The organism is Streptomyces sp. NPDC051582 (genome assembly GCF_040681715.1).
GTDB lineage: Bacteria > Actinomycetota > Actinomycetes > Streptomycetales > Streptomycetaceae > Streptomyces.
The window spans coordinates 1-18,682 of the sequence record NZ_JBFAZJ010000043.1; the positions used below are offsets into that span (position 1 = coordinate 1).

Consider the following 18,682-nt stretch of genomic DNA (forward strand, 5'->3'; position numbering starts at 1 on the left):
GGCCGGGTGCTCTTCTGGCGCACGGGGCCACCGGCCGTTTCACCCCGCTCGGGGCAGGGACCTAGCAGCCGAGCAGACGGCTGCCGAGGTAGCTCTGGATCTGGTCCAGGGAGACGCGCTCCTGCTTCATGGTGTCGCGCTCGCGCACGGTCACCGCGTTGTCGTCCAGGGTGTCGAAGTCGACGGTGACGCAGAACGGCGTACCGATCTCGTCCTGGCGGCGGTAGCGGCGGCCGATGGCGCCCGCGTCGTCGAACTCGATGTTCCAGAACTTGCGCAGGTCGGCGGCGAGGCCCTTGGCCTTCGGCGACAGCTGCGCGTTGCGGGACAGCGGCAGGACGGCGACCTTGATCGGGGCCAGGCGCGGGTCGAAGCGCATCACGGTGCGCTTCTCCATGACGCCCTTGGCGTTCGGAGCCTCGTCCTCGACGTACGCGTCGAGCATGAAGGCCAGCATGGCGCGGTTCACACCGGCCGCCGGCTCGATGACGTACGGGGTGTACTTCTCCTTGGTCTCCTGGTCGAAGTACACCAGGTCCTGGCCGGAGGCGGCCGAGTGCGCCTTCAGGTCGAAGTCGGTGCGGTTGGCGACGCCCTCCAGCTCGGAGAACTCACTGCCACCGAAGTTGAAGCGGTACTCGATGTCGGCGGTGCGCTTCGAGTAGTGGGACAGCTTCTCCTGCGGGTGGTCGTACCAGCGGATGTTCTCCTCGCGGATGCCGAGGTCGCGGTACCAGTTCCACCGCTCCTGCATCCAGTACTCCTGCCACTGCTCGTCCTCGCCCGGCTTGACGAAGAACTCCATCTCCATCTGCTCGAACTCGCGCGTGCGGAAGATGAAGTTGCCCGGCGTGATCTCGTTGCGGAAGGACTTGCCCATCTGCGCGATGCCGAACGGGGGCTTCTTGCGCGCGGTGGTCTGCACGTGGGCGAAGTTGGTGAAGATGCCCTGGGCGGTCTCGGGGCGCAGGTACGCCTTCGAGCCGGTGTCCTGGGTCGGGCCGAGGTGGGTCTCCAGCATGCCGGAGAACTGCTTCGGCTCGGTGAACTGGCCCTTCACGCCGCAGTTGGGGCAGTTGATGTCGGCGAGGCCGTTCGCGGGCTGGCGACCGTGCTTGGCCTCGTAGGCCTCCTCCAGGTGGTCGGCGCGGTGGCGCTTGTGACAGGAGGTGCACTCGGTCAGCGGGTCCGAGAAGGTCGCGACGTGGCCGGAGGCCACCCAGACCTCGGGGGCCAGGATCACGGAAGAGTCGAGGCCGACGACGTCCTCGCGCCCGGTGACCATGGCCTTCCACCACTGGCGCTTGATGTTCTCCTTGAGCTCGACACCCAGCGGACCGTAGTCCCAGGCAGCCCTGGAGCCGCCGTAGATGTCACTGCACGGGAAAACGAAGCCACGGCGCTTGCTCAGGCTGACGATGGTTTCGATCTTGTCGGCGGCCACGGTGCTCTCTTCATTACGAGGACGAACGGCGAAGGCTTTAGGTTACCGGCGCCCGCACCCCCCCTTTCAAATCGGTTCCCGTTCGAAGGCGCCGCCCCCGGGCCCCCCACCTGGGTTTTTGACAATCGTTTCCATCTTTGATGAAAATGGATGTCATGAACGTACGACGCCTCATACCCGCAGCCGCCCTCGCCGGAGCCGTAGCCCTCGGCGCCACGGCCCTCACCGCGTGCTCCGGAGCCTCTGCCGGAAGCGGCAAGGACGGCAAGCTGCACGTCATGGCGTCGTTCTACCCGATGCAGTTCCTCGCCGAACAGATCGGCAAGGACCACGTGAAGGTCGACACCCTGACCAAGCCGGGCGTCGAACCGCACGACCTGGAGATCACCCCGAAGCAGACCGGGCAGCTGGGCGAATCCGACGTCGTCCTCTACCTCAAGGGCCTGCAGCCCGCCGTCGACAAGGCCGTCGCCCAGTCCGGCGTGAAGAACGTCGTCGACGCCGCCAAGCTCACCAGGCTGGAGGTCCACGGCTCCTCGGGCCACGACCACGCCCACGAGGGCGAGGGCGAGGGCGAGGGCGAGGAGGGCCACGACCACGCCCACGGCGAGGCCGGCGAGGACCCGCACGTCTGGCTGGACCCGGTGAAGTACGCCGAGGTCGCCACGGGCGTCGGCGCGGCCCTGGAGAAGGCCGACCCGGAGCACGCGGCGGACTACCGCAAGAACACCGACGAGCTGCTGGGCAAGCTGACCGCGCTCGACACGGAGTTCAAGGACGGCCTGAAGAACACCGCCTCCAAGACCTTCATCACCACGCACTCCGCCTTCGGCTACCTCGCCGAGCGCTACGGCCTCGACCAGGAGGGCATCTCCGGCGTCGACCCCGAGTCCGAGCCGAGCCCCGCCCGGATGAAGGAACTCCAGGCCGTCGCGAAGAAGGACAATGTCTCGACCGTGTTCTTCGAGACCCTGGCCAGCGACAAGACCGCCAAGACGCTCGCCACCGACACGGGCCTGAAGACCGACGTCCTCGACCCGCTCGAAGGAATCACCGACAAGTCCCAGGGCGCTGACTACTTCGAGGTCATGCGGTCCAACCTGAAGAACCTGCAGAAGGCGCTCGGTAGCAAGTGATGGCAGTAACGGAGGCGCGTGCCATGGAGTCCCAGCCCGCGGAGGCAGCGGACCAGCCCGTCATATCCCTGCGCGGGGCCACGGCCTCGCTCGGCTCGCGCCCCGTGCTGCGCGGGGTCGACCTCACCGTCCGGCGCGGCGAGGTCGTCGCCCTGCTCGGCGCCAACGGCTCCGGCAAGTCCACGGCCGTCCGCGCGATCGTCGGACAGGTCCCGCTCTCCGACGGCGGGCTGGCACTGTTCGGCACCGACTTCAAGCGCTTCCGCGCCTGGTCGCGCATCGGGTACGTCCCGCAGCGCACCACCGCCGCCAGCGGAGTCCCGGCCACCGTCCGCGAGGTCGTCTCCTCCGGCCGGCTCGCCCGCTCCCGCTTCGGCATCCTGCGCAGGGCCGACAAGGCGGCCGTCGAACGGGCCCTGGCCCTCGTCGACATGAGCCAGTACGCCGACGCCTCCGTCAACGCCCTCTCCGGCGGCCAGCACCAGCGCGTGCTCATCGCGCGGGCGCTCGCGGTGGAGCCCGAACTCCTGATCATGGACGAGCCGATGGCCGGCGTGGACCTCGCCAACCAGGAGGTCCTCGCGAACGCCCTGCGCGAGCAGGTCGCCGCCGGTTCGACCGTCCTGCTCGTCCTGCACGAGCTGGGCCCGCTGGAGCCGCTCATCGACCGCGCCGTCGTCCTGCGCGACGGCTGCGTCGTCCACGACGGCCCGCCGCCCGAGGCCGTGGGGCAGCACGCCCTGCCCGGCCACGACCACGTACACCCCCACGCGGCGCACGACGCCGAGCCGCTCCGGACGGGATTGCTGAGCTGATGGACCTCCTCCACTACGCCTTCATGCAGCGGGCCCTGCTCGCGGCCGTGCTGGTCGGCGTCACCGCCCCCGCCATCGGCACGTACCTCGTCCAGCGCCGCCAGGCCGTCATGGGCGACGGCATCGGGCACGTGGCCATGACCGGTGTGGCGCTCGGCTTCCTCTTCAACGCGAGCCCGGTGTGGATGGCCACCCTGGTCGCGGTGATCGGCGCGGTCGGCATGGAGCTGATCCGCTCCCGCGGCAAGACCAGCGGTGACATCGCCCTCGCCATGCTCTTCTACGGCGGCCTGGCCGGCGGCGTGATGATCATCAACCTGGCTCCCGGCGGTTCGACGGCCAACCTGACCAGCTACCTCTTCGGCTCGATCACCACGGTCTCCGCCGAGGACGTCACGGCCGTCGTGATCCTCGCGGCCTTCGTCATCGCCGTCACCCTCGGGCTGCGCCGCCAGCTGTTCGCCGTCTGCCAGGACGAGGAGTTCGCCCGGGTCACCGGCCTGCCCGTGCGCTTCCTGAACCTGCTGATCGCGGTCACCGCCGCCGTCACCGTCACCGTGGCCATGCGGATCGTCGGCCTGCTGCTGGTCAGCGCCATGATGGTGATCCCGGTCGCGGCGGCCCAGCGCGTCACCCGCGGTTTCACCGCCACGCTGTCGGTGGCCATGGTGATCGGCGTGCTGGTCTCGCTCTCCGGCACGACCCTGACGTACTACATCGACGCCCCCTCGGGCGGCACGATCGTGCTCCTCGCCATCGGCGTCTTCATGGTGATGACCGCCGTGTCCACACCGCTGGCCCGGCGCCGCGCGAACGCGGCCCGCGCCGCCGAAGAGGTCTGCACGCGCGATGATGTGAAGGTCTAGGACGGTCTGGGCGCTGCGGCCGCCTGGCACAATGGGCCGAGGCCGATACGAGGAGGAACCGGTGGCGACTGCGCCTGGCGAGATGAATACCGCGCCAGTACGAGGACGATCCACCCGGCAGCGGGCAGCCGTCGCCGCGGCGCTGGACGAGGTGGACGAGTTCCGCAGCGCCCAGGAACTGCACGACATGCTCAAGCACCGCGGTGACTCCGTGGGCCTGACCACCGTGTACCGCACCCTCCAGTCGCTCGCCGACGCCGGCGAGGTGGACGTGCTGCGCACCAGCGACGGGGAGTCGGTCTACCGGCGCTGTTCCACCGGGGACCACCACCACCACCTGGTCTGCCGCAAGTGCGGCAAGGCGGTCGAGGTGGAGGGCCCGGCGGTGGAGAAGTGGGCGGAGTCCATCGCCGCGGAGCACGGCTATGTGAACGTCGCCCACACGGTGGAGATCTTCGGCACCTGCGCCGACTGCGCCGCAGCCTCCGCCTAGAGCCTGAGCAGGTTCCGGCCGAGGATCCCGCGCAGGCGGTCGACGTCGGCCGGCCCCTCGGCCCCCCGCTTCGGCAGCACCGTGACGCAGCTCGCGCGCGGGCCCCCGAGCAGGACGAAGAGCTCCGGCGTCTCGGCGAAGTGTGTGAAGAGCTCCCAGTCACCCGTGTACGACATGGTCCGGCCGGTCGTCGCGGTGCCCCGTTCGTCGACCACCGTGCGGCACTGCCCGTACGCGGCCATCACCGCGTGGAGCCGGCGCGCCATGCCGCGCCGGCCGCGCGCGACCCCGAAGGCCCCGGCGCCCAGGCCCAGCACCGCGCTGACCACGACGAGGGCCGGCAGCAACCCCCGGAACAGGGCGAACGCCACGATGGCGCTCGTCGTCACCAGCGGGACCAGAACCGTCTCCGCCCGGCCCGCCCCCGTACGCCGGGCGCGGACCCGGACGGCCCCGCGGAAGTCCTCCAGAGCCGGCTCGTACACGAACACGGCCTGTTCCGTCCGCGCGGCCGACTGCGTGCGCGTCGGCCGCGCGTCATTCCCACTCATGTGCATGACGCAGGAGCGTAGACGACGCTCAGGCCGTCGGGCCCGGCTCCGGCTGGTTGGGGACGGCGCCGCCGAAGCGGCGGTCGCGCTGGGCGTACTGGAGGCAGGCCGCCCACAGATCACGGCGGTCGAAGTCCGGCCACAGCACGTCCTGGAAGACCATCTCGGCGTACGCGCTCTGCCAGAGCAGGTAGTTGGAGGTGCGCTGCTCGCCGCTCGGCCGCAGGAACAGGTCCACGTCCGGCATGTCCGGGTAGTACATGTACTTCGCGAAGGTCTTCTCGTTGACCTTCGACGGGTCCAGCCTGCCCGCGGCCACGTCCCGGGCGATCGCCTGCGCCGCGTCCGCGATCTCCGCACGGCCGCCGTAGTTCACGCAGAAGTACAGGGTCATCGCGTCGTTGTCGACGGTCTGCTCCTGGGCGACCTGGAGCTCCTGGACGACCGACTTCCACATCTTCGGCATGCGGCCGACCCAGCGGATCCGGATGCCCAGCTCGTTCATCTCGTCGCGGCGGCGCCGGATGACGTCACGGTTGAAGTTCATCAGGAAGCGGACCTCGTCGGGCGAGCGCTTCCAGTTCTCCGTCGAGAAGGCGTACAGGGAGAGGTTCTTGACGCCCATCTCCAGGCAGCCCTTGAGCACGTCGAGCACGACGCCCTCGCCGACCTTGTGGCCCTCGGTGCGGGGCAGGCCGCGCTCCTTGGCCCAGCGGCCGTTGCCGTCCATGACCACCGCGACGTGGTTCGGGACGAGCTCGCCGGGGATCTTCGGCGGGCGCTCACCGGACGGGTGCGGCTCGGGAACCTTGTACTCCCGGCGAGAGCGCCCCAGAATCCCGCGTCGTGCCATGTGTCCAGCTCCTATTTCTCGACGTATCGCAGGGAGCGTAGCCCGCGCTCCAGATGCCAGTGCAAATAGGCGGAGACGAGCCCGCTGCCCTCCCGCACGTACCGCGCCTCGCAGGCGTCCGCATGCCCCCAGTCGCCCGTCAGCAGCGCGCTGAGCAGGGCGATGGCCTCCGACGAGGGTACGACGCTGCCGGCGACCCGGCAGTCACCGCAGACGACCCCGCCCGCGCCGACCGAGAAGTGCCGGTTGGGGCCGTGGATCCCGCACTTCGCGCAGTCCGTGAAGCTGGGCGCGTAGCCGTTGACGGCGAGCGAGCGCAGCAGGAACGCGTCGAGGATGAGGTTCGGCTCGTGCTCGCCGCGCGAGAGCGTGCGCAGGGCGCCGATCAGCAGCAGGTACTGCTGTACGGCGGGCTCGCCCTCGTTCTCGGTGAACCGCTCGGCGGTCTCCAGCATCGCGGTGCCCGCGGTGTAGCGGGCGTAGTCGGTGACGATGCCGTTGCCGTACGGGGCGATGATCTCGGTCTGGGTGCAGAGCGGGAGGCTGCGGCCGATCAGCTCGCTGCCGCGCGCGAAGAACTGCACGTCGGCGTGGGAGAAAGGTTCCAGCCCGGCGCCGAACTTTGACTTCGTACGCCGCACCCCGCGGGCGACGGCCCGCACCCGGCCGTGGCCGCGGGTGAGGAGCGTGATGATGCGGTCCGCCTCACCCAGCTTCTGGGTGCGCAGCACGATGCCGTCGTCGCGGAACAGACTCATGCGCCCATTGTCGCCTGCCCGGGCGCGGCGATGGCCCTCCGCCCGGACACCGGTCCGGACGCAGGGCCATCGCCCCTCGGGAGGGTCAGGAGGCGGACGGGGCCTCCTCGTCCGCGCCGGCCTTCACGGCGACGGCGGGCGCCGTGCTCACGGCGGCGCCGACGGCGGCCTCGGCCACCGTCTCGGCCTCGGCAACCGTCTCGGCGGGCTCCGCCGCCGTGGCCGGTGCCGTCGCCTGGGAGGGCACCGCGGCCTGCACGGCGGCTCCGTGCGCATCGTCCTTGGCCAGGCCGTTGAAGATCAGGTTGAGCACGATCGCGGCCGTGGCGCCGAGCGTCACCCCGCTGTTGAGGAGCGAGGACAGGTCCGCGTCCATGTGGTCCTTGAAGAGCACCGGGACGGTGGCCGGCAGCAGGGCGAAGGCCAGGGAAACGCCCACGACCAGCGCGTTCTTCTCCTCCTTGAGGTCGACCTTGGCGAGGGTCTGGATGCCGGCCAGCGCCACCATCGCGAACATCACCGTCGCCGCGCCGCCGAGCACTCCGTGCGGGACCGCGGCGACGATCGCGGCGGCCTTCGGGATCAGCCCGAGCACGATCATGAAGACGCCCGCGGCGACCACGACGAAGCGGCTCTTGACCTTGGTCATGCGGACCAGGCCGACGTTCTCGGCGAAGGCCACGTACGGGAAGGAGTTCAGGACGCCGCCGAGGGCGGTCGCGGCCCCGTCGGCGCGCAGGGCACGCGCCACGGTCTCGCTGTCGATCTCCTTGCCGACGATGTCGCCGACGGCGTACGTGTCACCGGTCGTCTCGACCATGGTGATCAGCATGACGATGAGCATCAGCAGGATCGGGAACCAGGCGAACTTCGGCGCCCCGTAGTGGAACGGGGTGGTGATGCCGATCCAGTCCGAGTTCCCCACGTCGGCGAACTTGGCGTCGCCGAGCAGGAAGGCGACCACGGTGCCGCCGACCAGGCCGATCAGGATCGCGATGCTGGACAGGAAGGGCTTGCCGAGCTTCATCAGGACGAGGATGAAGAGCATCGTGCCGCCGGCGTACGCGAAGTTCTTCGGGGCGCCGAAGTCCGGGCTGCCGAGGCCGCCCGCGGCGTCGCCCAGGCCGACGGGTATCAGGACGATGCCGAGGACGGTGATCACCGTGCCGGTGACGACCGGCGGGAAGAGCCTCATGACCGCGCGGAAGGCCTTGGGGGGCAGCCAGGCGAAGGCGAAGGTCGCGATGCCGGCCGTGATGACCGCGCCGTAGATGACGAGCAGGCCCGCCGTACCGCCGCCGGCTCCGAGCCCGATGGCGATCATCGGGGAGACCGCGGTGAAGGTGACGCCCTGGATCAGCGGCAGGCGCGCGCCGATCCGGCCGATGCCCCACGCCTGGATGATCGAGGCGATGCCGCAGGTGAAGAGGTCTGCGTTGATCAGGTAGACCAGCTGCTCGGTGGTCAGGCCGAGGGCACCGCCCACGATGATCGGGACGATCACCGCACCGGCGTAGAAGGCCAGTACGTGCTGGAAGCCGTAGAGGGCCAGCTTGGGGAGGGGGAGCACCTCGTCGACGGGGTGCGTACCGGGCTCTCCGCTGACGGGGAACCGGGCGGCGACACGTGCCATCTCTGCCTTGCCCTTCAAGAGGTAGGTAAACGAGAGGAATCTGGTTATCCCTGGGCGAAGTGGGTCGCTATCCCGTTGGTTCGCCAGGGTTGTCAGTGCGATCACGTGAATCGAAGCCCCGCTGTGTTACCGGCGGCGTCTCGTCGTGTGACCGGAATTGAACGCCTGTGGGGGTGCTCACAGATATCGTGGACTTCCACAAAGTGTTGACCTCTGGAGACGGCAGATCTGTGGGTATCTCCACTGGCGGATGTCTCCGCAGGGGCGTAATGCCGACGGCCGCGAAACGCGTAGGCGCAGGTCACGGCTCCGTCCGGGTGTCCAAGGGGTGGACGGCCGAGGCCGGAACGCACGAATCCCCCTTCACGCGGAGTGTGAAGGGGGGCGCATTCAGTCGCGCGAGGCCGGATCGTTACCCCACCGAAGGGCCAACGAGCCCGTACCGAGGCCGTATCGAGCCCGGACCGATGCCGTTTCGGCCAGGGTTACGGAGCCCGGACCGCCGACAGCAGGCGGGTCACGTCCTCGGAGGCGATCCGCAGGGCGGCGCCCACCGTCGCGAGCACCTCGCGCTCGGCCGGGGTGTACGGGCCGTCCGCCAGGGCGATCCGGGCACCCTGGAGCAGGATCGATTCTCGACCGGGCCCGGCCAGATGCGGAGCCAGCGGTTCCAGCACCTCGTGGAGCTCGATCGCCAGTGCGGCGCCGCAGCACTCGGGCACGTCGTACAGCCCGAGTCGGCCCTCGTCGGTGGCCAGCGCCTCCACGAGGGACTCCAGCTGCTCCTCGGTGCAGTCCTGGAAGCCCGCCGCCCGTACGGCCGACACCGCGGACTCCAGCGCTCCGCGCGAGGCGGTCCCGCCGGCCGCCAGCACCGCCAGGGTCACGGTGTGCACGGCATCGCGCAGCATCGCCGAGAAGCGGGTGGTGGTCAGGTGGTCGAGGACCTCGGTGTCGAAGCGCTCCCGGCAGCCCTGGCACTCGATGACGGGCCCGGCCGCTCCGCGCGGCAGCAGCGGGACGCCGAGGACCGTGAACCGGCGGCGCCCGGTGCGCCGGCGGTAGTTGCGGTCGCCACCGCAGTCGGGGCAGAAGAACTCCCCGTCACCCACGGTGCTCCAGGTGGTACGGATGCCCCAGACCGTCAGCTTCCGGCCGTCCCCACCCCGAACTGGCAGCACGTCGCACCTCCATCACCTACCGGCAGCATCGCCGGTCTGGCGTGATGTTAGCCACATCGGTGAGGATCCGTCAGTCGTGTGACAAGACAACCTGCGCCACCCAGGGGACTTGGCCGAACTGCGCCCCCGCCGGACACCGTTTTTTCCCTAGGCTCTGCCGCGTGAACGAGAAGTCCTGTCTGGTGACGGGTGCCGCGAGCGGCATCGGCAAGGCCACCGCCCTGTTGCTGGCCCGCTCCGGGGCCCGCGTCACCGCGGCCGACATCAATGGCCCCGGGGTCGGGGAACTGCGTACGGAACTGGCCGCCGAGGGCATCGGCATCACCGTGGTGACGGGTGACGTCGCCGATCCGCGGGCCAACCGGGCGATGGTCGACGCCGCGGTGGAGGCGTACGGGAGGCTCGACGTCGCCGTGGCCAACGCGGGGGTGCTCCCCCTTTCGGACGTGAACGAGACCAGCCCCGAGGACTGGGACCACGTCATGGCGGTCGACGGCCGGGGCATGTTCTTGACCTGCAAGTACGCGATCGAGGCGATGAGCGCGCAGGAGCGGCCCGGCGGGGCGCTGGTCTGCGTGTCCTCGGTCTCGGGCGTGGCCGGACAGGCCCGGCAGGCGGCGTACGGGCCGGCGAAGTTCGTGGCGTCGGGGCTGACCAAGCACCTGGCGGTGGAGTGGGCGGCGCGCGGGATCCGGGTCAACGCGGTGGCACCCGGCACCATCCGTACGGAGCGGGTGCTGGCGCTGGTGGACGAGCCGGGCGGCCCGGAGTACCTGGCGGAGGTCTCCGCGGCCCATCCGATGGGACGCCTCGGCGAGCCGGAGGAGGTGGCCCGGGTCATCGCCTTCCTGGCCTCGGACGCGGCCTCGTTCGTGACGGGCGCGATCGTGCCGGTGGACGGCGGCTACCTGGCCCGCTGAGCCCGGAACGACGGAACCCCGCCCCTCCGGAGGAAGGGACGGGGTCTCGTACGAGGGATCAGCGGCCCGCGCGGTTGACGGCGGAGATGACCGCCTTCAGGGAGGCGCGGGTGGTGTTGGCGTCGGTGCCGATGCCCCACAGGACGCGGCCGTCGATCGCGCACTCGATGTACGAGGCGGCGACGGCGGAGGCGCCCTCGCTCATCGTGTGCTCGGTGTAGTCCAGCAGGCGGGCGTCGACGCCGATGCCGGCCAGTGCGTCGAAGAACGCCGAGATCGGACCGTTGCCGGTGCCGGACAGGACCGTCTCCACGCCGTCCACGACCGCCTCGACGGTCAGTGTGTCCGTACCGTCCTTGTCGGTGGCCGTCGAGCCGGAGCGCAGCTGGATGCGGCCCCACGGGTTCTCGGGGTTCGGCAGGTACTCGTCGCAGAAGACGTCCCAGATCGCCTTCGGCGTGACCTCGCCGCCCTCGGCGTCGGTCTTGGCCTGGATGATCCGCGAGAACTCGATCTGCATGCGGCGCGGCAGGTCCAGCTTGTGGTCGTTCTTCAGGACGTACGCGATGCCGCCCTTGCCGGACTGCGAGTTGACCCGGATGACGGCCTCGTAGGAGCGGCCGACGTCCTTCGGGTCGATCGGCAGGTACGGGACCGCCCACTCGATGTCGTCGACGGTGACGCCCTTGGCGGCCGCGTCGGCCTCCATGGCGTCGAAGCCCTTCTTGATGGCGTCCTGGTGGGAGCCGGAGAAGGCGGTGTAGACCAGGTCGCCCGCGTAGGGGTGGCGCGGGTGGACCTCCATCTGGTTGCAGTACTCGCTGGTGCGACGGATCTCGTCGATCTGCGAGAAGTCGATCTGCGGGTCGACGCCCTGCGAGAACAGGTTCATGCCCAGCGTGATCAGGTCGACGTTGCCGGTGCGCTCGCCCTGCCCGAACAGGCAGCCCTCGATGCGGTCGGCGCCGGCCATCAGGGCCAGCTCGGCGGCGGCGACGGCGGTGCCGCGGTCGTTGTGCGGGTGCACGGAGATGCAGATGTGCTCGCGGCGGGTCAGGTGGCGGGCCATCCACTCGAAGCGGTCCGCGTGCGTGGACGGCGTCGAACGCTCCACGGTGGCGGGCAGGTTCAGGATGATCTCGCGGCCCTCGGACGGCTGCCAGACGTCACAGACCGCCTCGCAGACCTCCAGGGCGAAGTCCAGCTCGGTGTCGGTGAAGATCTCGGGGCTGTACTGGTAGCCGAAGGTGGTCTCCGGGCCCAGCAGCTTCTCGGCGTACTCCATGACCAGGCGGGTGCCGTCGACGGCGATCTGCTTGATCTGCTCCTTCGAACCGCGGAAGACGACCCGGCGGAAGGTCGGGGCGGTCGCGTTGTACAGGTGCACGGTGGCGCGCTTGGCGCCGACCAGCGACTCCACGGTCCGCTCGATCAGGTCCTCGCGGGCCTGGGTCAGTACGGAAATGGTGACGTCGTCCGGGATCGCGCCCTCTTCGATGATGGAGCGCACGAAGGCGAAGTCGGTTTCGCCGGAGGAGGGGAAGCCGACCTCGATCTCCTTGTAGCCCATGCGCACCAGCAGGTCGAACATCTCGCGCTTGCGGGCGGGGGTCATCGGGTCGATCAGCGACTGGTTGCCGTCGCGCAGGTCGGTGGAGAGCCAGCGGGGGGCCTTGGTGACGCGGGCGTCGGGCCAGGTGCGGTCCGCGATGTCGACCTGCTCGTACCGGCCGTACTTGTGGATCGGCATGCCGGAGGTCTTCTGGGTGTGGGTCGCGTTGGTGATGGGCGTGGGGCGACCGACAAAAGGCTGCTGGCTCATGGCGTTGGGCTCCTCGCGTGTCCGCGTGTAGTTCGCTGGAACGGCCGACGGCGGTCGTAAAAACCGCAACACCAAACTCCGCGGGGAGGGGGTCGGCCTACGACTACAGACCCTCGCCGCGGCAGCTAAGGAGAAGCAGCCCGAAACGCATGATGGACCGAGCCTAACCGAGCCGCGCCGTAACGCGAGGACCTGTTCCAGTATGCGGGACTGGCCTGTCCGTTTTGTACCTAATGTGAGCTACATCGCTTTCTTCGATACAGGTCCGGCCGATCCGTCAACGCGGTGTGACCACTTTCAGACAACCGAATGAATCATGGTTGCAGGTAGTGACAGGGCGATGACCCACTGCCACATTGCCGGGATGGACGCCTCCCACGTTTCCCGCCACCCCGTCTTCTGCACGGTGGTCCCGCCCCACCTGCTCGACAAGATCGCCCGGTCCGAGCGGCTCCCGCGAGCCGACGCCGCCCAGCGCACCCTCGAACAGGACGCCCTGCTGCGCACCCGGCGCAGCGTCACCACCCTGCGCGGGATCGCCCCCGCCGTGGGGACGCCCGCCTCCGACGAGCCCCGCCGGACCATCTACGACGCCCAGCACCGCACCAGGCTGCCCGGGAAGAAGGTGCGCGGGGAGGGCGACGGGGCGAGCGGCGACGCCACCGTCAACCGCGCCTACGCGGGGCTCGGCGCCACGTACGAGCTGTTCCTGAAGGGCTTCGGCCGGCACTCGATCGACGACTCCGGGCTGGCCCTGGACGCGAGCGTGCACTACGGGCAGGACTACAACAACGCCTTCTGGGACGGGCAGCAGATGGTGTTCGGCGACGGGGACGGGGACATCTTCCTCGACTTCACGGTGTCGATCGACGTCATCGGGCACGAACTCACCCACGGGGTCACCCAGTACACGGCGAACCTCGACTACCACGGGCAGTCGGGCGCCCTGAACGAGTCGATGTCCGACGTCTTCGGCTCGCTGATCAAGCAGTACTCGCTGGACCAGACGGCCCAGGACGCGGACTGGCTGATCGGCGCCGGCCTGCTGGGACCGGACGTCACCGGGGTCGCGCTGCGCTCGATGAAGGCGCCGGGCACGGCGTACGACGACGACGAGCTCGGCAAGGACCCGCAGCCGGCGACCATGGACGACTACGTGAAGACCTCGCAGGACAACGGCGGGGTGCACATCAACTCGGGCATCCCCAACCACGCCTTCTACCTGGTGGCGACCGAGCTCGGCGGCAAGGCCTGGGAACGGGCCGGGCGGATCTGGTACGACACGCTGACGGGCGGCGAGCTGGCCTCGGACGCGGACTTCAAGGACTTCGCCCGGCTGACGGTGGCGGCCGCGGTGGCCCGGTACGGGGACGGCGGCGCGGAGCACCAGGCCCTCCAGAAGGCGTGGTCGACGGTCGGCCTGGGGTAGAACGCAGGACATGCGGATTCTGGTGGTGCGGACGGGCGGCTTCGCGGGCATCGAGCGCCGGGCCGAGGTGGACACCTCGGGCCGGCCCGACGAGGCGGAGTGGCAGGCCCTGGCCCGGCTGGCGCTGCGGCCCGTCCCGCCCGCTCCCGGCTCGGACCGGATCCGGGACGGGTTCTCGTACCGGATCACCGTCGACGACCGGACCGTCTCCTGCCGGGAGCCGAACCTGTCGGAGGCCCAGCGGAAGCTGATCTCCCGGCTGCTGAAGGAAGGCGCCTGAGCGGCGTTGCCGGAACGGCAACAGGGTTTGCCCGGACGGGCGGACCGGGCGGAGCATCGCCCGTACCGGCACCCGTACGGGAAGAGGAACCGATGACCGAGCACACGCACGCGCACACTCACACGCACACGCACACGCAGCACCTCCCGGCGGCCGGGCCCCCGGCGGGAGAGGAGTTCTGGGACGGCCGCTACGCGGAGAGCGGCCGGATCTGGAGCGGCGAGCCCAACGCCGTGCTGGTGCACGAGGTGTCCGGCCTCGCCCCGGGGCGGGCCCTGGACCTCGGCTGCGGCGAGGGCGGCGACGCCGTCTGGCTGGCCCGCCGCGGGTGGACCGTCACCGGGACCGACATCTCCGGCGTCGCCCTCGGCCGGGCGGCCGGGCACGCGGCGGACGCCGGGGTCGCGGACCGGGTCTCCTTGGCGCGCCACGATCTGACGGAGTCCTTCCCCGAGGGGGAGTTCGACCTCGTCTCGGCCTGCTTCCTGCACAACTACGGGGACTTCCCCCGTGACGTCGTCCTGCGCACGGCCGCCTCGGCCGTGGCCCCCGGCGGCACCCTGCTCGTGGTCGGCCACGCGGGATGGGCACCGTGGCAGGAGGACCGGGAAGAGGCGCACTTCCCCACGCCCGAGGAGGTCCTCGCGCAGCTGGAGCCGGTCACGGCGGGCTGGGAGGTGCTGCGCGCCGAGGAGACCGAGCGGGTCCAGGCGAAGCCCGACGGTACGCCGGGGCACCGTACGGACAACGTGGTGCGGGTGCGCCGGCCCGCGTAGCCGGACGACACGACGGGCCACACGACGGGCCACACGACGGGCCACACGACGACGCACGGCCGCGGTCCCGGGCGGGGACCGCGGCCGTGCGTCGTCGTGTGGTGGGGCGGACGCCCCTACCGCCTCAGAACCCCAGCTTGCGCAGCTGCTTGGGGTCGCGCTGCCAGTCCTTGGCGACCTTGACGTGCAGGTCGAGGAAGACCGGGGTGCCGAGCAGCGCCTCGATGTGCTTGCGCGACTTCATCCCGACCTCCTTCAGCCGGGAGCCCTTCGGGCCGATGATGATGCCCTTCTGGCTGGGCCGCTCGATGTAGACGTTCGCGTGGATGTCCAGCAGCGGGCGGTCCGCCGGGCGGTTCTCCCGCGGGATCATCTCCTCGACCACGACGGCGATGGAGTGCGGGAGCTCGTCCCGTACGCCCTCCAGCGCGGCCTCGCGGATCAGCTCCGCGACCATCACCATCTCGGGCTCGTCGGTGAGGTCGCCCTCGGGGTACAGCGGCGGGCTCTCCGGCAGCAGCGGCGCGATCAGGTCGGCCAGCAGCTGCACCTGGGTGTCACCGACCGCCGATACGGGGACGATCTCGGCCCACTCGAAGCCCAGCTCGGCGCCGAGCTGGTGCACGGCGAGGAGCTGCTCGGCCAGCTGCTTGGACTCGACCAGGTCGGTCTTGGTGATGATGGCGATCTTGGGGGTCTTCTTGATCCCCGCGAGCTCCTTGGCGATGAACTTGTCTCCGGGGCCCAGCTTCTGGTCGGCGGGCAGGCAGAAGCCGATCACGTCGACCTCGGCCCAGGTGGTCCGCACGACGTCGTTCAGCCGCTCGCCGAGCAGCGTGCGCGGCTTGTGCAGACCGGGCGTGTCGACGAGCACGAGCTGGGCGTCGGGGCGGTGCACGATGCCGCGGACGGTGTGGCGGGTGGTCTGCGGCCGGTTGGAGGTGATCGCGACCTTGGTGCCCACGAGTGCGTTGGTCAGGGTCGACTTCCCCGCGTTGGGGCGGCCGACGAAGCAGGCGAAGCCCGCACGGTGCGGGGCGGTGGACTCGGGGGAACGATCGCTCATACGGGCCATTCTCCCCGATGCGGGTCCCGGCGCCGACCAGTCCGCCGCGAGGAGGGTCGGACGGGGGTCACGAGAGGGTCAGGGTCAGGACCGCCCGGTACGCGCCCGGCGGGGTGTACGGCGGCAGCGTGAGGGTGACGGCCGCGTCGATCGTGAAGGTGCCGCCCACCGAAGCGGCGTCCGGAGCGGAAGCCAGCACCGCCCCCTCCGGCCCGACCGCCCCCGCGCTGCCCGCCGCGCACCGGCTCGCGCTTCCCGGCGCCGCCGTGCAGGTCGGGGTCCAGCTCAGCGAAGCACCCGGGATCACGGCACCGCCCGAACCGGTGAAGGCCGTGACCTTGCCGATCAGCGACCATCCCCCGGTTCCGCCCCGGGCGTCCTTGACCGTGACCGTCCCGATCCGGCCGGGAGCCGCGCCGCCCGCCCCGTACGGCAGCGCGCCCAGCGTGATCGACGCGCCGGTCTGGGTCAGCGACAGCGCGCCCGGATCCGCCACCAGCGCCGTCACCTCCTGCGCGGCCGCCCGCGGGGGCGCCGCGGCGAGCACCGTGTACGCCGCCGGGCCCGAGCCCTCCCGCGCCGACCACCGCGCGCCCTCGTACGCCACCACCGCCGTCGTCGCCCGGTCGGTGACCGGCAGCCGCGCCCGGACCTCCCCCCGGTCGTCCGCCGTCGCCGCCACCCGGTCCGCGGTCTCGGCGGCGCCCGCCCGGCCGGCCACCGTCACCGCCGCGCCCGGTGCGAAGCCGGCGCCGGTCACCTCGACCGCGGCTCCCGGTTTCCCGTACGCCGTGCCGAGCGCGACCGAGCGCAGGTTGGTCCGGGTGGGGGTCCCCCCGGGCGTGGCCGGGGGTGGGCTCGCGGTGAGCCGTGCGGACACCGGCGCCCCGGTGACGGCGCAGGTGGTGTCCAGGTCCAGCAGGTGGCTGGTGTGGAGCGCGTAGTCGCCCGGGGCCAGGGTGATCCCGCCCGGCGCGGTGACGGTGAAGGTGCCGGTCATGGTGACGGCGGGGAGCTCCGCCCCCGCCTGGACGGAGTCGTTGCGCTTCGCCCCCACGACGGTGACCTCACCGCTCTGTGCGCCCCCGAGCAGGATCCGCCCGGTCGGGGTCAGCACATCGGCCGGGAGGGCGCCGGCGACCGGGTTCACGGCGGGGGTCCGGGTCACCTGGTACGTCACGGTGACCGTGTCCCCGACCTCGGGCGCCGGGTCGTCCGCGGTGATCAGGGCCGTGGTCGGCCCGTCGGCGGGTGCCAGAGCGGCTTCCTGGGGCGGCAGGCACCGCGTCGGGAACTCCACCCGCCCGGCGGGCGTTTGCGATTCGGCGGCGGCGGGCGGGCTCAGCACTCCCCCGGTCGTCGCCGCGAGCGCGGCCACGCCGAAGGCCACCGACCATCTCCTGCTGCTGCCCGCCCGTGTTCGCACGGCCCGCCCCCTGGGTTCCCTCGCGCCGACAGGGGGCCATTCACGAGCGGGCGGCGGAAGAAGTCAAGGCACGGGCCCGGCAATATCTGATGACCCATCAGGAGATGGCGGAGTCCCCCTGCCCGCCGGCCGCGCGGAACGTGCGCCGGTACGCCGTCGGGCTCACGCCCAGCGCCGCCTGCACGTGCTTGCGCAGCGACTGCGCCGTCCCGAAACCCGTCTCCCGCGCCACCTGTTCCATCGGCAGCTCCGTCCTCTCCAGCAGCCACCGGGCCCGCTCCACCCGCTGCCCGACGATCCACTCCCCCGGGCTGACCCCGGACTCCTCGCGGAAGCGGCGGGTGAACGTCCGTACCGACATGGCCTCCTGCCGGGCCAGGTCCACCAGCCGCACCGGCTCGTGCAGCCGCTCCAGCACCCATGCGCGGGCCGCCGCCGTACTGGCCAGCTGCGGCTGCGGCACCGGGCGGTCGACGAACTGGGCCTGCCCGCCGTCCCGGTGCGGCGGTACGACGGTCCGCCGGGCCACGTCGTTGGCGACGGCCGCGCCGTGGTCGCGGCGCACGATGTGCAGGCACAGGTCGATGCCGGCGGCGACCCCGGCCGAGGTCAGCACGTCCCCGTCGTCGGTGTACAGCACGTCCGCGTCCACCCGGACGGCCGGGAAGAGCCGCTGGAAGTGCTCGGCGTGCGCCCAGTGGGTGGTGGCGGGGCGCCCGTCCAGCAACCCGGCGGCGGCCAGCACGTACCCGCCCGTGCAGATGGAGACGAGCCGCGTCCCGGGCCGGACGCGGGCGAGCGCGGCGGCGAGTTCGCCGGTCAGCAGGCCCTTCTCGTACACCGGCCCCAGCTCGTACGAGGCGGGCACGACCACCGTGTCGGCGGTGGCCAGCAGCTCGGGGCCGTGCTCGACGTGGACCGCGAAGTCGGCGTCCGTGCGCACCGGCCCGGCGGCCAGGGCGCAGGTGAGGATCTCGTACAGCGGCGCTCCGGAGGGATCCTTGGCCCGGCCGAAGATCCGGTGCGGGATGCCGAGCTCGAAGGGCAGCAGCCCGGTGAGCGCGAGGACGACGACACGATGAGGGGCCATGGCCCAATCGTATCGAAGGGTGTCGGTCAGGCCACTGTCGTACGGGGGCCTTCCGGCCGGAAGCTGTCGGAGTGACGCAGACAGCCCCAGACGCAGCCCCCTCCCCCGCTCCCCCGGCCCCCGTTCCCCCCGCCCCCGCCCCC

At 71.0% G+C, this 18,682-nt stretch carries 18 protein-coding genes; 8 read left to right on the plus strand and 10 right to left on the minus strand.

Going from position 1 to position 18,682, the window contains the following annotated elements:
• Window positions 1-61 precede the first annotated feature (61 nt).
• Window positions 62-1,444: a glycine--tRNA ligase gene (locus tag AB0M92_RS35285; protein ID WP_366106446.1), complete on the minus strand. Its 1,383-nt coding sequence runs from the start codon at window positions 1,442-1,444 to the stop codon at window positions 62-64.
• 155 nt (window positions 1,445-1,599) lie between these two features.
• On the opposite strand from AB0M92_RS35285, the gene AB0M92_RS35290 reads away from it, so the two are divergent.
• The 4 genes from AB0M92_RS35290 (at window position 1,600) to AB0M92_RS35305 (ending at window position 4,754) form a co-directional block, all read left to right on the plus strand.
• A complete protein-coding gene (locus AB0M92_RS35290) occupies window positions 1,600-2,580 on the plus strand; it encodes a metal ABC transporter substrate-binding protein (RefSeq protein ID WP_366106447.1) in 981 nt (326 codons plus the stop codon).
• Window positions 2,581-2,603: 23 nt separating this feature from the next.
• Window positions 2,604-3,395 (plus strand): metal ABC transporter ATP-binding protein, encoded by a 792-nt coding sequence (locus tag AB0M92_RS35295; RefSeq protein WP_366106448.1) that lies wholly within the window; start codon window positions 2,604-2,606, stop codon window positions 3,393-3,395.
• Window positions 3,395-4,261 carry a metal ABC transporter permease gene (locus tag AB0M92_RS35300; protein WP_366106449.1) on the plus strand — a complete coding sequence of 289 codons (867 nt, stop codon included), beginning with the start codon at window positions 3,395-3,397 and terminating at the stop codon, window positions 4,259-4,261. The genes AB0M92_RS35295 and AB0M92_RS35300 overlap by 1 nt, the downstream gene beginning before the upstream one ends.
• A 61-nt stretch (window positions 4,262-4,322) precedes the next feature.
• Window positions 4,323-4,754 carry a transcriptional repressor gene (locus AB0M92_RS35305; RefSeq protein ID WP_134075427.1) on the plus strand — a complete coding sequence of 144 codons (432 nt, stop codon included), beginning with the start codon at window positions 4,323-4,325 and terminating at the stop codon, window positions 4,752-4,754.
• Here AB0M92_RS35305 and AB0M92_RS35310 read toward each other — a convergent pair.
• The 5 genes from AB0M92_RS35310 to AB0M92_RS35330 form a co-directional block, all read right to left on the minus strand.
• Window positions 4,751-5,305 (minus strand): hypothetical protein, encoded by a 555-nt coding sequence (locus AB0M92_RS35310; RefSeq protein ID WP_366106450.1) that lies wholly within the window; start codon window positions 5,303-5,305, stop codon window positions 4,751-4,753. The two genes, AB0M92_RS35305 and AB0M92_RS35310, sit on opposite strands and share 4 nt — an antisense overlap.
• A gap of 28 nt (window positions 5,306-5,333) precedes the next feature.
• Window positions 5,334-6,158, minus strand: coding sequence for an isoprenyl transferase (locus tag AB0M92_RS35315; RefSeq protein ID WP_366106451.1), 825 nt, complete (start codon window positions 6,156-6,158; stop codon window positions 5,334-5,336).
• Between the two features lie 11 nt (window positions 6,159-6,169).
• Complete coding sequence (gene recO, locus AB0M92_RS35320) at window positions 6,170-6,916, minus strand: DNA repair protein RecO (protein WP_366106452.1); 747 nt, start codon at window positions 6,914-6,916, stop codon at window positions 6,170-6,172.
• Window positions 6,917-7,001: 85 nt separating this feature from the next.
• A complete protein-coding gene (locus AB0M92_RS35325; RefSeq protein WP_366106453.1) occupies window positions 7,002-8,549 on the minus strand; it encodes a nucleobase:cation symporter-2 family protein in 1,548 nt (515 codons plus the stop codon).
• A gap of 485 nt (window positions 8,550-9,034) precedes the next feature.
• Complete coding sequence (locus AB0M92_RS35330; RefSeq protein WP_366106454.1) at window positions 9,035-9,730, minus strand: TerB family tellurite resistance protein; 696 nt, start codon at window positions 9,728-9,730, stop codon at window positions 9,035-9,037.
• A gap of 161 nt (window positions 9,731-9,891) precedes the next feature.
• Here AB0M92_RS35330 and AB0M92_RS35335 point away from each other — a divergent pair, with 161 nt between their 5' ends.
• Entirely contained in the window at window positions 9,892-10,650 is a 759-nt protein-coding gene (locus AB0M92_RS35335; RefSeq protein ID WP_366106455.1) for an SDR family NAD(P)-dependent oxidoreductase, read from the plus strand.
• Window positions 10,651-10,708: 58 nt separating this feature from the next.
• Here the strand turns inward: AB0M92_RS35335 and leuA are convergent, their stop codons facing one another.
• The gene (leuA, locus tag AB0M92_RS35340) at window positions 10,709-12,472 is read right to left on the minus strand and encodes a 2-isopropylmalate synthase (RefSeq protein WP_366106456.1); all 1,764 of its coding nucleotides are present in this window, start codon (window positions 12,470-12,472) and stop codon (window positions 10,709-10,711) included.
• A 364-nt stretch (window positions 12,473-12,836) separates the two neighbouring features.
• On the opposite strand from leuA, the gene AB0M92_RS35345 reads away from it, so the two are divergent.
• The 3 genes from AB0M92_RS35345 to AB0M92_RS35355 all read left to right on the plus strand — a co-directional run bounded on the left by AB0M92_RS35345 (window position 12,837) and on the right by AB0M92_RS35355 (window position 14,957).
• Window positions 12,837-13,901 carry a M4 family metallopeptidase gene (locus tag AB0M92_RS35345; RefSeq protein ID WP_366106457.1) on the plus strand — a complete coding sequence of 355 codons (1,065 nt, stop codon included), beginning with the start codon at window positions 12,837-12,839 and terminating at the stop codon, window positions 13,899-13,901.
• Between the two features lie 10 nt (window positions 13,902-13,911).
• The gene (locus AB0M92_RS35350; RefSeq protein ID WP_366106458.1) at window positions 13,912-14,181 is read left to right on the plus strand and encodes a protealysin inhibitor emfourin; all 270 of its coding nucleotides are present in this window, start codon (window positions 13,912-13,914) and stop codon (window positions 14,179-14,181) included.
• Window positions 14,182-14,273: 92 nt separating this feature from the next.
• The gene (locus AB0M92_RS35355; protein WP_366106459.1) at window positions 14,274-14,957 is read left to right on the plus strand and encodes a class I SAM-dependent methyltransferase; all 684 of its coding nucleotides are present in this window, start codon (window positions 14,274-14,276) and stop codon (window positions 14,955-14,957) included.
• Window positions 14,958-15,081: 124 nt separating this feature from the next.
• On the opposite strand, the gene era is transcribed toward AB0M92_RS35355, so the two are convergent.
• The 3 genes from era to AB0M92_RS35370 form a co-directional block, all read right to left on the minus strand.
• Entirely contained in the window at window positions 15,082-16,023 is a 942-nt protein-coding gene (gene era, locus AB0M92_RS35360; RefSeq protein WP_181382474.1) for a GTPase Era, read from the minus strand.
• Between the two features lie 67 nt (window positions 16,024-16,090).
• Complete coding sequence (locus AB0M92_RS35365; RefSeq protein ID WP_366106460.1) at window positions 16,091-17,413, minus strand: beta-xylosidase; 1,323 nt, start codon at window positions 17,411-17,413, stop codon at window positions 16,091-16,093.
• A gap of 133 nt (window positions 17,414-17,546) precedes the next feature.
• Window positions 17,547-18,539 carry a helix-turn-helix domain-containing protein gene (locus AB0M92_RS35370; RefSeq protein WP_366106461.1) on the minus strand — a complete coding sequence of 331 codons (993 nt, stop codon included), beginning with the start codon at window positions 18,537-18,539 and terminating at the stop codon, window positions 17,547-17,549.
• Between the last annotated feature and the right edge of the window lie 143 nt (window positions 18,540-18,682).

Coding starts and splice junctions, on each gene's coding strand:
- AB0M92_RS35290 (WP_366106447.1), top strand. CDS start 1,600: ATGAACGTACGACGCCTCATACCCGCAGCCGCCCTCGCCGGAGCCGTA.
- AB0M92_RS35295 (WP_366106448.1), top strand. CDS start 2,604: ATGGAGTCCCAGCCCGCGGAGGCAGCGGACCAGCCCGTCATATCCCTG.
- AB0M92_RS35300 (WP_366106449.1), top strand. CDS start 3,395: ATGGACCTCCTCCACTACGCCTTCATGCAGCGGGCCCTGCTCGCGGCC.
- AB0M92_RS35310 (WP_366106450.1), bottom strand. CDS start 5,305: ATGAGTGGGAATGACGCGCGGCCGACGCGCACGCAGTCGGCCGCGCGG.
- AB0M92_RS35315 (WP_366106451.1), bottom strand. CDS start 6,158: ATGGCACGACGCGGGATTCTGGGGCGCTCTCGCCGGGAGTACAAGGTT.
- recO (WP_366106452.1), bottom strand. CDS start 6,916: ATGAGTCTGTTCCGCGACGACGGCATCGTGCTGCGCACCCAGAAGCTG.
- AB0M92_RS35325 (WP_366106453.1), bottom strand. CDS start 8,549: ATGGCACGTGTCGCCGCCCGGTTCCCCGTCAGCGGAGAGCCCGGTACG.
- leuA (WP_366106456.1), bottom strand. CDS start 12,472: ATGAGCCAGCAGCCTTTTGTCGGTCGCCCCACGCCCATCACCAACGCG.
- AB0M92_RS35345 (WP_366106457.1), top strand. CDS start 12,837: ATGGACGCCTCCCACGTTTCCCGCCACCCCGTCTTCTGCACGGTGGTC.
- AB0M92_RS35350 (WP_366106458.1), top strand. CDS start 13,912: ATGCGGATTCTGGTGGTGCGGACGGGCGGCTTCGCGGGCATCGAGCGC.
- AB0M92_RS35355 (WP_366106459.1), top strand. CDS start 14,274: ATGACCGAGCACACGCACGCGCACACTCACACGCACACGCACACGCAG.
- era (WP_181382474.1), bottom strand. CDS start 16,023: ATGAGCGATCGTTCCCCCGAGTCCACCGCCCCGCACCGTGCGGGCTTC.
- AB0M92_RS35370 (WP_366106461.1), bottom strand. CDS start 18,539: ATGGCCCCTCATCGTGTCGTCGTCCTCGCGCTCACCGGGCTGCTGCCC.